This is a genomic window from Leucobacter albus, assembly GCF_039528015.1.
Classification (GTDB): domain Bacteria; phylum Actinomycetota; class Actinomycetes; order Actinomycetales; family Microbacteriaceae; genus Leucobacter; species Leucobacter albus.
The window spans coordinates 24,061-35,138 of record NZ_BAAAKZ010000002.1 but is presented as its reverse complement, the minus strand read 5'-3'; the positions used below and the strand labels follow the sequence as shown (position 1 = coordinate 35,138).

The window sequence follows — 11,078 nt, the reverse complement described above, 5'->3', positions numbered from 1 at the left end:
TGTCGCAGCTGTCTGCGAGCGCCGGGGCGTTTTCGTCAGCTCTCGGCGCACAGCAAACCGTGCTGCGCGAGGCCGACGGGCTGCTCGCGGGCATCGACACGCAGCTCGTCTCGACGGGTGACGCCCTCGAAAGCTTCGGCGAAGACATCGCCGGCGTGCGCGGGGGAGTGCAGACGGCGAAGGCCGATGTGCTCGCGCTCGGTGCGGCGTCGGAGTGGGGCACCCTCGGCACCGTGACCGGGCTGAACGCCGAACAGATTGGTGAGTTCGTTGCCTCGCCCGTGACCGTCGACGAGCGGGTCGTGTTTCCCATCAACGCCTACGGCTCGGCCATGGCCGCGCTGTTCACGAACCTGTCGCTGTGGATCGGGGCGTTTGTGCTCATGGTCATCTTCAAGATCGAGGTTGACACCGAGGGCCTGCGCGACGTCACCGTGCGCCAGGCATACTTCGGCAGGTTCTTTCTGTTGGGCACGCTCGCCGCCCTGCAAGCGCTCATCGTGTGCATCGGCAACCTCGTGATCGGCATACAAACCGTGAGCGCTGTCGCATATGTCGCGACGGGGGTCTTCACCGCGCTCGTGTACGTCAGCATCATCTACGCGCTATCGGTCGCCTTCGGGCACGTCGGCCGCGGGCTCTGCGTGCTGCTCGTGATCATGCAGATTCCCGGCGCGTCCGGTCTCTACCCCATCGAACTCATGCCTGGCTTCTTCCGGGCGATCTACCCGCTCCTGCCGTTCTCGTACGGCATCGACGCGATGCGTGAGACGATTGCCGGGTTCTACGGCGGTCACTACTGGCGTTTCGTTGGGGTGCTCGCGCTCATGGGGCTGCTCGCCATTGTGCTCGGCCTCGTGCTCAGGCGCCGACTCGCGAACTTCAATCTGCTGTTCAACCGGCAGATCGCCTCGACCGATCTGCTCATCGGCGAAAAGGTACAGGTCATCGGCTCGGGCTACCGCCTGGGCGATGTGATCCACGCACTGCAGAACAAGGGCGAGTTCCGTGCCGACCTCGCCAGGCGCGCGCGGCCCTTTACCCAGCACTACCGAGCGCTGTTGCGCGGCACCCTCATCGTCGGGGCAGTCGGCATGGTGGTCATCGGAGTCATCGCGTGGGCCCTGCCAGGCGGCAAAGCCCCGCTGCTCGGCGTCTGGGTGCTGTGGTGCCTCATCGTGCTCGGCTTTCTCGTCGTACTCGAATACATCAAACAGAGCTTTGCGCACGCCGAAGAGATCGCGAGCCTCGACGAGGCCGAACTGCGTGACGCCGCACTCACCGACCCAGCGGGGTTGCACTCATGAACAACATCTTCAGCCTCATTCGCCGAGACCTGCGGCACGCGACCCGCAACGTGATGGCTGGCATCGTGCTCTTCGGGCTCGTGATCATTCCGTCGCTGTTCACCTGGTTTAACGTCATCGCCAGCTGGGATCCGTTCGCCAACACGAGTAACCTCAAGGTCGCCGTCGCGAGCACCGATGAGGGGTTTCAGAGCGATCTGATGCCGATTCGCATCAACGTTGGCGAGCAGGTGCTCTCTGAGCTTCGCGCGAACGAAGACCTCGACTGGGTGATTACGTCGAAGAGTGACGCGATCGACGGGACGCGCTCGGGTGCCTACTATGCGGCGATCGTGCTGCCGCCGTCGTTCAGCTCTGACATGATGACCTTCTACGCAGACGGCGCAGACCGCACGGCCCTCGAGTTCTACACGAACGAGAAGAAGAACGCGCTCGCCCCGAAGATCACCGAGCAGGGTGCCGAGGGGGTCTCGGCCCAGATTAGTGAGGCTTTCACCGTCACGCTGAGCGAGGTCGCTCTCGGGCTCGTCTCTTCAGTATCTGACTACCTGTCTGACGGTGACACCCAGGCCGCCCTCGGCCGCGTCGAGGCGCGCATCGGCAACGTCGCGACCCAGCTGCGCGCGAGCGCTCGCACGGCAGACACCATGTCGGCGCTCGTGCGGTCGAGTATTCCGCTCGTTGACAGCGCCGAGTCGCTCGTCACGGCCGCTGGGGGCGCGTTCACCGACACCTCGAGCGCCGTAGGCCTCGGGGCTGCCGCGGTCGGCGACCTTAAGGGCGCGCTCACGGGGGCAACGCAGTCGCTCGTCGACGCGCTGACCGCGACCGCATCGAGCTACGACGCGGTCGGCGCGCGCATCGACGACCTCTACGCCCAGGCGGGTAAGACCGGGGCGGGTCAGGCCGCTGCGCTGAACGCCGTCGCCGATTCGGTGCAGCTGCAGATCGACCAGACCGCGGCGCTGCGCGCCACGCTCGAAACGGAGGTCGGGCCGCAGCTGCCCGAGTCTGCGCAGGCCGCGCTCACCACGGTGCTCTCGCGCCTCGATGCCTCGATCGCTCGGCAGGAGGGCGTGCGCGACCGGTTGCGGCAGTCAGCCTCTGACATCACCACCGGGGTGGGTAACGCCGAAGCATCGCACCAGGGGGTTGCCGACGCGATCGCGGCTGCCAAGGCCGCAGTCACCGACGCGAAGAACGCTTACGTGCAGGGGTTGCAGCCCCAGCTCGACGAGCTCGCGACCACCCTTGACAGCATTAGCCGTGATGTCGCCGGGATCCGCACCGATCTGTCTGGCTCGGCGACGCGGCTCGGCGGCGCGGCTGGTTCCGTGCGCACCGTGCTGACAGAATCTGGCGAGGCGACCCAGAAGCTCGCGACCTCGCTCACCGAGACGGCCGACAGATTCGACGAGCTGCAGCGAGCGCTCCGCACAGCGGCTGACACTGGCGACCTCAGCGTGCTCTCCGAAGTGATTGGTGCTGGGCCTGCGGTGATTGCGACCTCGCTCGCCGAACCGCTGCGCGTCGAACGCATCGCGGTGTACCCGATCGCCGGGTTTGGCGCCGGGATGGCGCCGCTGTACAGCGTGCTCGCGCTGTGGGTCGGCGCGCTGCTCATGACCGTCACCATTCGCGTCGACGTCAACGAAGAAACACTGCCCGGTCGCGCCGAGCTCACCCCGACCGAGAAGTACCTCGGGCGCTACGGGGTGTTCGCGATCGTCGGGCTTGCCCAGAGCACGCTGCTCACGCTCGGCCTGATTCTGTTCGTGCAGATCGAACCAGCGCACCCGCTGCTGCTCATTCTTGCCGGGTGGGTGATATCGCTCGTGTTCGCGCTGATCATTTACACGGCTGTTGTCGCGTTTGGCAACGCTGGCAAGGCGCTCGCGGTGCTGCTGCTCGTGATTCAGATCTCGGGCTCGGGTGGCGCCTACCCGCTCGAGCTGCTCCCCGTCTGGTTCCAGAACATCAGCCCCTTCTTGCCAGCGACCTACGCCATCGGGGCGCTGCGATCTGCCGTCGCCGGCAGCTACGGGGCAGATTTCTGGGTCGCGCTCGGCACGCTTGCGCTGTTCGTGGTGCCCGCGCTGCTGCTCGGGCTCGTGCTGCGCCGCCCAATGATTCCGTTCAACCGGAAGCTGATGGATGCGCTCGAATCAACGAAACTCATGTGAGGGAAGATGACTGTTCAGCCAGCGAACGCCGCTGACGCCCGTGCCGCTTCGGCCCTCCCCGAGGCGCGGCGACGCGACGCGACCGAGAACCGAGAGCGGTTGCTCGACGCCGCGCAGGCAGCGATCGCCGAGCAACCGAACGCCTCGCTCGACAGCATCGCGCAGGCTGCCGGGCTGACGCGGCGCGCGGTGTATGGCCACTTCCCAGACCGCGAAGCGCTCGTGCTCGAGGTTATCGCGGTCGGGGCGCGCCGGTTTGCCGAGATCGCGGCGAGCACGGTGAGTGCGGATCCCCGGCTCGCCCTCGTGCACCTCGCGACCGGGTTGTGGCGTGCGTCTGTCACCGTGCGTGCCTCGGTGAACATCGCCACGAACGAGCACTACCGGGCCGCAGCCGCGACCGCGTTTGCGCCACTGCGCGAGAAGCTCGCCGAGGTCACCCGCGCGGGTATCGAATCGGGTGCGCTCCGTGCCGATATGACGCCGGAGGTGCTGGCCTCGCTCATCGAGGAGGCCGCGAAGGCGACGCTTCGCGATGAGCGGATCACCGCTGGCGACTCCGAGCTGACCGCGATTCGTGTGGTGTTGAGCATCGCCGGGCTGTCGTGGGTCGAGCAGGGGGAGCTGCTAGCTGGGCTGGGGGAGTAGGGGCTGCGTCGGGCTCACGAGACCAGCGCGAGCCGCTCGGCTAGCTTCGCAATTTCGCGGCTGGCAGTGCCCCGGCCGTACGGCGACGGCGTATCAGCGAGGGCGTCGTGTGAGGCCCTGAGCTCACTCGCGATCTCCTGGGCGAGATCAAGCTCCGGCGTCACCAGCCGAGAGAACCCAGCGGTCATTGATTCCGGGCGCTCAGTCGATCGCCGCACGACCAGCAGCGGTTTCTTCAGCACGGTCACCTCCTCCTGCACTCCACCGGAATCGGACACGATGAGATCTGCGTGGGCCGCGAGCTCGAGGAAGTCTGCGTGGCCGACCCCGGTGAGAATCTCGAACGGTGTAAGTAGATCGGTGAGCCCAAAGCGCTCGGCTGCGGCGGCCGTGCGGGGGTGCAGGGTGAAAACGACCGGCTTGCCAGAACTGGCGAGGTCGCGCAAAATGCGCTCGAGTGACTCTGGGGCGTCGGTGTTTTCCGGGCGGTGAATCGTCGCCAGCATGTATCCGCGCGAGACTGTCTCGTCGCTCACCATTGCGGCGAGGTGACGGTGCGCTTGGGCTCGGGCCAGCTCGGTTGCCTCGACGACCGTGTTTCCGGTGATCACAACGCGATCTTCCGCGACCCCCTCGGCATACAGGTTCGCGGCGTTCTCGGGTGTTGCCGCGCAGTGCAGGTCAGCGATCGCCCCGACGACGAGGCGATTGATCTCCTCGGGCATGTTGCGGTCGAACGACCTCAGGCCGGCCTCGACGTGCACGACGGGCACGTCGAGGTAGTTCGCGGCCTGGGCGCCGATTGTCGTGCTGTTGGTATCGCCCTGCACGATGACGCACCGCACGGGGTGCTCAGCGAAGTGCTCGGCGAGCTCGGCGACCCCGAGGCCGATCTGTAGACCGCGAGGTTTGCCGGCTACCGAAGTGAGCCTGACTTGAGGTTCGCCGATGCCGAGGTCGCGAAAGAACTGGCCCGCCATGGAATCATCCCAGTGCTGACCGGTGTGGATCACCCGGGCTCGATCGCCCAAGGCGGTGATGATGCCAGCAAGCTTGATGATCTCGGGGCGCGTTCCGAGAACCACGGCGATGTCGCCAAGGGCATTGACGCAATTGGTGGCGGGTGCTTCAGTCATGAGGGTGTTAGACATGGTTGTTCCAATCGAAAGAGGTGGGGTAATTCAGAGTTCGCCGCGCTGGGCCGCAGCGAGCGTGCGTTCGAGCCAGGGGGCAACGAACCTCATCCCGTCGAGGGAGAAATGCACATCGTCTTCGAGAAACAGGTCTCCGCCGTTGGGGGCCTGTTTGAGGCACGCACCCGCCGGGCAGAGGTGCTCACGCAGATCGATGAGGCTCGCGTTGTCGTTGGCTGCGACGAATTCGTCGAGAAGCGTGCTGAACGCGATCATTTGCGCGGGGTCGGTGACGATGCCGTTCGTGTTGCGGTCGTTTGAGACGAGTAGCTTCGTGTGTGGCGACAGTTCGGAGACCCAGCTTGAGAGTTGGGCGAGTCGGGCTGCGTAGCGTTCGTTGTACGCGGGGTCTCCCGGCCGCATCCAGACACCGTCGACCAACTGGTCGGCGGCGTCCCAGTACGTGTGAAGCACGACGAAATCGGGTTGGTGTTCTTCGAGTTGCTGCGGCCATGATGACTGCCAGAAATCGCAAAACGTGAGGTCATCCCAGGCGAAGCCGTCGCTCGCGCGAACCTGCTCGGTCGACATGATTCCGCACCCGCCATAGCCGCCGTCGACCACGGCGAATGCTCCTGTGCCGTTGTCGGCCAGCGCGGTCGCAAAGTCATTGGCCAGAGAATCCCCGAGCGTCAGCACGACGGGGCGCCCACCGGCGACGCCGGGTGCGAGATCGAGAGCCTCAAATGCCCCTTCGTTGGCCACCGTTGATTGCATCGCGGCTAGGCGCGCATCCGGCAGATACACGCCCATGCCCGCGACCAATGCAACACTGAGCGCGAACACCGGAATGCCGCGAGTCAGCCGCCACTTGGCGAGCCTCATTCGCTCCGTGATGGCGAAGTGAACGAACGCGGCGAGAATCCACGTGAGGAGGCCGCCGATTGCGAAGAGCACGAGTGGCGAGATCGTTGGGGTGAGCATCTGAAGCACCCAGTACACGGGCAGGTGCAGAAGGTAGATCGTATAGGCAAGCTTGCCGAATGACGTGAACAGCGAAAACGAAAAGAACGGGACGAGCCGGTTATTTGCGGAGCAGAGCGTTGCGGTGAAGATTGCGGCCGAGATCGCGACGGCGGCGAGACCTCCCTGATAGAGCCAGGCCTCGTGATACGAGGTGGTGAGCACGCTGGCACCAACGATAGCGGCGAGTGAGACCACGCTCAGCAGGGTGAACCACACCTGGCGCAGCGGGCTGACCTTTGGGTCAGTGCCGAGCGATAGGCGCCGGTTCGTGAACCAAAAGACGGCCGCCGCAAGGGCTGCGCCGGCGATGAACGCGACCGCGCGGGTTTCGGTGCCGAGGTACAGGCGGTCGCTGTTGCTGCCGTCCCACAGCAGCGGGGCTACAAGGCTCGAAGCCGCGAACGCAAACGTGAGCACGATGACCATTGCGAGTGGTTTCTTCCACGTCACCCACCACAGCGCGAGTAGCACGAGAGGCCACACGATGTAGAACTGCTCGGTGATCGAGAGTGACCACATGTGCGCGAGCGGCTGGACCTGGCCGGTCATCTCCCAGTAGGCCTCGCCGGAGTGCAGCTGGTGCCAGTTGGCGACCTGCAGTAGCGAGTAGATCGCCTTGGTCGCGTTCGTCTGCAGTTGCTGGAGCGTGCCGAACTGCCAGGAGATTGCGAGCACGAGCGCGAGGGTGATCAGCAGGCCGGGGAGAAGCCGCTTCGCGCGTTTCGCGAAGAAACGGCCAAGCTTGATCGTGTTGGTCTTGCTGAGTTCGCGAAGCAGCAGCAGGGTGATGAGAAACCCCGAGACGACGAAGAAGACATCGACACCGAATAGGCCACGGGGGCTCCAGTTCGAGTGGTACAGCAGTACCGATGCGATAGCAAGGCCGCGCAGCCCGTCAACCGCAGGGAAGTGCCATGGCGAGCGGGCGGCACGTTGCTGCCCAGCTGGAGGCTCGTCTGCAACGACCGGGGGTGCTGCCGGGGGTGCTGCCGGGGGTGCATGGCGAGCTGTCGTGGGGTGCACGGGAAGGGGATCTGTAACAAACTGGGTATCGAACGGGGCGTCTTTGCCAGCGGGGAGTTCGGCGGTGGCAAGTGAGCCACCGTGCGCGGGAATTGGGTGTGACATGTCGTTCAATCTGGGTCGTGAGGGTGAAGGAATAGTGCGGGTGAGCGCTAGTGCAGTCGTGCGACCACGTCGGCGTCGGTGACGGTCTCTGCGTTGCGCACCGTCTTCGCCCAGGCTGTTTGGCGGCGAATAAGCTGCCAAAATGCCTTCCACACGATGACGTAGACGAGGTAGATATAGAGCACGTAGCTGAGCCCCCAGCCGACCGCGGTCAGCACCGTCGCGCTTGGCTCGCTCTTGTGTCGGTAGAGAATGCCCCAGGCAGCAAATTCGCCGAGGCCGACGACCGCGTACACGATCAAGAGAATCGTGCCGCCGTTTGCGAGGTAGTGGGCCATCACATCGGGGTGCGCGATGAAGTTGTAGAACATCAGGATGATCGGCAGCGGATAGAGGATCGTGCCGAGGATCTGGATCCACGGCTGCAGCAGAAAGTAGGTGATTTCGAGTGCCCCAATGTTGCTGATCGCCGGCGTCGTCCACACGCGCTTCAGATACCGCGCGCACTGCATGGTGCCCTGGGCCCAGCGGGCCCGTTGCGTGAGATAGCGCGGGAGCGAATACAGGGCTTCTTGATCGACCCAGGCGTCAGGGGTATAGGCATTTCGCCAACCCGCTAGAAGAAAGTGCACGCCGAGCTCGAAGTCTTCGAGCAGCGACCCTCGCCAGGGCCCCTTCTCGTCGGCGATGTCGACGAGCGCCGACATTCTGGCGAGCTGCCCGTTGCCGCCGACGTTCACGGTGCGGGTGAACTTTCTGCTCATTTGAATCGCAGAAATGGGCCCGCGAAATTCGAGGTCTTGCATCCGCACGAATGTGCGGGCAGTGAGATTGCGGAGCCAGTCTTCGCCTGGCCTGGGGGTGCGCACGTCGCGATTCGACATGCGCACTTCAACCTGCACTGCGGCAATATCGGCGGCACCGAACATCGCCTCGCCCGCGCAGACGTCGAGCAGGTTGGCCGAGGGGCGGCCGTCGGCGTCGACCACTGCGAGGATGACTTTCGCGAGGTCCTTCTGCTCAGCAAGTAGACGGTCGCGCAGCTGCCGCCAGGCGAAGTTCAGCGCGTGGGCCTTGCCAGTGCGGGCGTCGGGGCGGCGGCGCTGCACGAGGTGCACGTGCTCGTCTTCCGAAGCGAAGCTTGTGACGATCGCCGCAGTTGTGTCCTCGGAGTCGTCGTCGATGACCCACAGGTGGGCATCGGGGAAGTGCCCCCGTAGGTAGCTAATGGTGTGGCCGATCACCGCCTCTTCGTCGCGGCACGGAATGGCGAAGTGCCACTCGAAGTCGCGAGAATCGCCGGGCGTATCTGGTTTGCGCCGCAGAAACGGAATCACAATCGCGATCACGTAGGCGAGGAACATCGTGCCGAGCAACAGCGAAAACACGATGCAGATACCGAGGAAGACGTCGAATGCGTTCACCGGCCGTGCTCCGACGCCGAGTGCTTCGATGTGCGGTTGCCGCGGGTGATGAAATAGACGAAGCCGACAAGCACAACCAGCAGAGCCCCGAGCACGAGCGCCGACCCATAGAAACTGTGAGCCCACCCGAACCCCTCGAGGTTGTCGCGACGGGTCATCGACGCGATCAGAATGAACCTCGCAGCGTTGGCGGCGACGAGGAGCGCTGCGCCGACGAGAACCGCCGGCACCGCGCGAAACACGGTGGTGCGGCCGGTGAAGAGTAGCCCGGCTGCGACCAACAGAAGCGGCGCGATGATCAGTGCCACGCTGCACGCGAAAGACAGATCGACCGTGAAGTAGTGCTGGCTGCCGCCCCCAATCGATATGAGCGTCGAGCCGGCAGGTACCTCGGTGCCGACCCCGAGGGCCGTGGAGATTGCCCACCCGGCAAGCTGAGCCTCGAGTTGCCGGGAGGCCTCGTTCGTAGCGAGGAGCGCGACTGCGCAGATCACGGCGAAGACAGCGACGAGTTTCTGCGCACCGCTGCCTCGAAGTTTGGTGTGCGCTGTGCGCGGCGCGGGTGTAGCGGTGGTCGAAATTGGTTCCATGACACTCCTCGGTCGGTTGCACGGCCAGAATATTGCATATCGGTTGCGGGCACAAGGGTTGATACTCAAGAAAGTAATATTTGCAGTTAGCGATATGTTAGTGTACTTTCGTGTGTGCCGGGCAACCGGCATCGTGTGCTGAAACGAAAGGAGCGAATGCCGTGTATGGAAATGGTGGATTGCCACCGCTTGGGGGAGGCCTCATCGGTGGTGGTCTCGTCGCGACCGGGTTTGAAGCTCTCGGTATCACCGTCCTTGCGATCGCATTGACGATCTCGGGCCTCTTGGTGCTTCGAGCTGGTCTCGTGCGCCGCGCGGCAGGGGCGCCTGCCTAACAGGGCACTGCCCGGAGTGCGGGGACGCGAATCTAGTAGTCAAACCAATCAAAGTGAAGGAACAATGTTTAATAAAGCACTAACCACGCTCTGCGTCGCAGGCGTAGCTCTGACAGGTCTTGTCGCTGGGGGAGCGACCGCAGCAAGCGCCGAGGAGCGGGTGGGCGCGGAACGCGTTCAGGGGCCGCTCGTGACCAAGACGTCTGCAACGCGGCCATACGAAACCTCTTGGGCAGTCGAATTCGGCAGCCTGGGCAGCCGCAGGCTGACGCCAGAAACCGCAGTGGCAAACGCCCAGGTGTTCGAGTTGCCGGCGCCCGGCACGCAAGGGCCGATCATCACGCAAGATGACTTGTGCCTGGTGAAGGGGCCCGCAAACCCTGCACACCCGTACCTAAACTCGGTCGCGGCCGTGCGCTGCACGGGCGGTGTTGAGCAGGACTGGGTCTTCGGGCTCGACGGTAGCCTGCGGTTGCAGGGCCTCGCTCTCTCGGACGGCCAAGCGAGTACGGAGTGGTCCGCCGGCTATATCGGTAATTCCTCCGCCGTCGGGTCTGGCAACATGGACCTTGTCGACCTGAGTCTCTTGGCTCCCGTCGTGTCGTTGGCTCCTCTTGAGGCCACCGTCGAGTCAGTGAACCACAAGGGTAAGACCGCCGTTCTCAGTGGTACGGGTGAGCCCGGTGCCGTAGTGACCGCGCACGGCCCGAGCGGCTCGGTCGAGACGACTGTCGGTGCTGATGGCCGGTGGGCACTCACAGCTGCGGGCCTAAACGTCGGCGACAACGCACTGCGTGTAGTGCAACTGGTTGATGGCAAGGCTGCGGGCGAGGTCGACCTCACCGCAACGGTGGTGAAGCAGCTGGCTGAGTTTACCGCGCAGGTCGACTCAGTTGACCAGGAGGCAAAGTCTGCCGCCGTATCGGGCAAGGGCGAGCCCGGCGCGACCATTACTCTGACGACGCCGACTGGCCCTGTCGAGTTTGCTGTCGAGGCAAGCGGCACCTGGTCGGGGGTCATCACGGGTCTTGCCCCGGGCGAGAACGCGATCGCCGCAACCCAGACCGTCGACGGTGAAACATCGGCTGAGATTACTCTCACCATCATCATCGATGAGCTTGCGACCCCGATCGTCGACCCGCTGATGGCTGGCGGAGTGGGCCTGCTCATCGTTGCGCTCGGTGCGGCGGCCCAGGCACGTCGCAAGCAGACTACCCTCGAGCTCGCTTAGCTCGCTCGCGGCTCGATCCGCCTGCACTGCGGCGTAGCGGGGAACGCACATCGCCTTCCCCGCTACGCGCCTG

Annotated in this window: 8 protein-coding genes; 4 read left to right on the top strand and 4 right to left on the bottom strand. The window is 64.6% G+C overall.

What is annotated here, in order from left to right; genetic code table 11:
* From ABD115_RS01765 to ABD115_RS01755, 3 genes are all read left to right on the top strand, one after another.
* Positions 1–1,307: YhgE/Pip family protein (locus ABD115_RS01765; protein WP_343957595.1), on the top strand; the 1,307-nt coding region annotated here is incomplete at its 5' end.
* A complete protein-coding gene (locus ABD115_RS01760) occupies positions 1,304–3,490 on the top strand; it encodes a YhgE/Pip family protein (protein WP_343957593.1) in 2,187 nt (728 codons plus the stop codon). The genes ABD115_RS01765 and ABD115_RS01760, both read left to right, overlap by 4 nt.
* Before the next feature lie 6 nt (positions 3,491–3,496).
* On the top strand, positions 3,497–4,138 hold the full coding sequence (locus tag ABD115_RS01755) for a TetR/AcrR family transcriptional regulator (protein WP_343957591.1): 642 nt from the start codon (positions 3,497–3,499) through the stop codon (positions 4,136–4,138).
* 14 nt (positions 4,139–4,152) lie between these two features.
* On the opposite strand, the gene wecB is transcribed toward ABD115_RS01755, so the two are convergent.
* From wecB to ABD115_RS01735, 4 genes are read right to left on the bottom strand one after another with little or no spacing between them, the layout of a single operon-like run.
* Positions 4,153–5,274: a non-hydrolyzing UDP-N-acetylglucosamine 2-epimerase gene (gene wecB, locus ABD115_RS01750; protein WP_343957589.1), complete on the bottom strand. Its 1,122-nt coding sequence runs from the start codon at positions 5,272–5,274 to the stop codon at positions 4,153–4,155.
* 45 nt (positions 5,275–5,319) lie between these two features.
* Positions 5,320–7,425: an acyltransferase family protein gene (locus ABD115_RS01745; protein ID WP_343957588.1), complete on the bottom strand. Its 2,106-nt coding sequence runs from the start codon at positions 7,423–7,425 to the stop codon at positions 5,320–5,322.
* A 47-nt stretch (positions 7,426–7,472) separates the two neighbouring features.
* Positions 7,473–8,849, bottom strand: a complete 1,377-nt coding sequence (locus ABD115_RS01740) for an XrtP-associated glycosyltransferase (RefSeq protein ID WP_343957586.1) — start codon at positions 8,847–8,849, stop codon at positions 7,473–7,475.
* On the bottom strand, positions 8,846–9,439 hold the full coding sequence (locus ABD115_RS01735) for an archaeosortase/exosortase family protein (RefSeq protein ID WP_343957584.1): 594 nt from the start codon (positions 9,437–9,439) through the stop codon (positions 8,846–8,848). The genes ABD115_RS01740 and ABD115_RS01735 overlap by 4 nt, the downstream gene beginning before the upstream one ends.
* A 399-nt stretch (positions 9,440–9,838) precedes the next feature.
* Here ABD115_RS01735 and ABD115_RS01730 point away from each other — a divergent pair, with 399 nt between their 5' ends.
* The gene (locus tag ABD115_RS01730; protein WP_343957582.1) at positions 9,839–11,005 is read left to right on the top strand and encodes a hypothetical protein; all 1,167 of its coding nucleotides are present in this window, start codon (positions 9,839–9,841) and stop codon (positions 11,003–11,005) included.
* Positions 11,006–11,078: the final 73 nt, after the last annotated feature.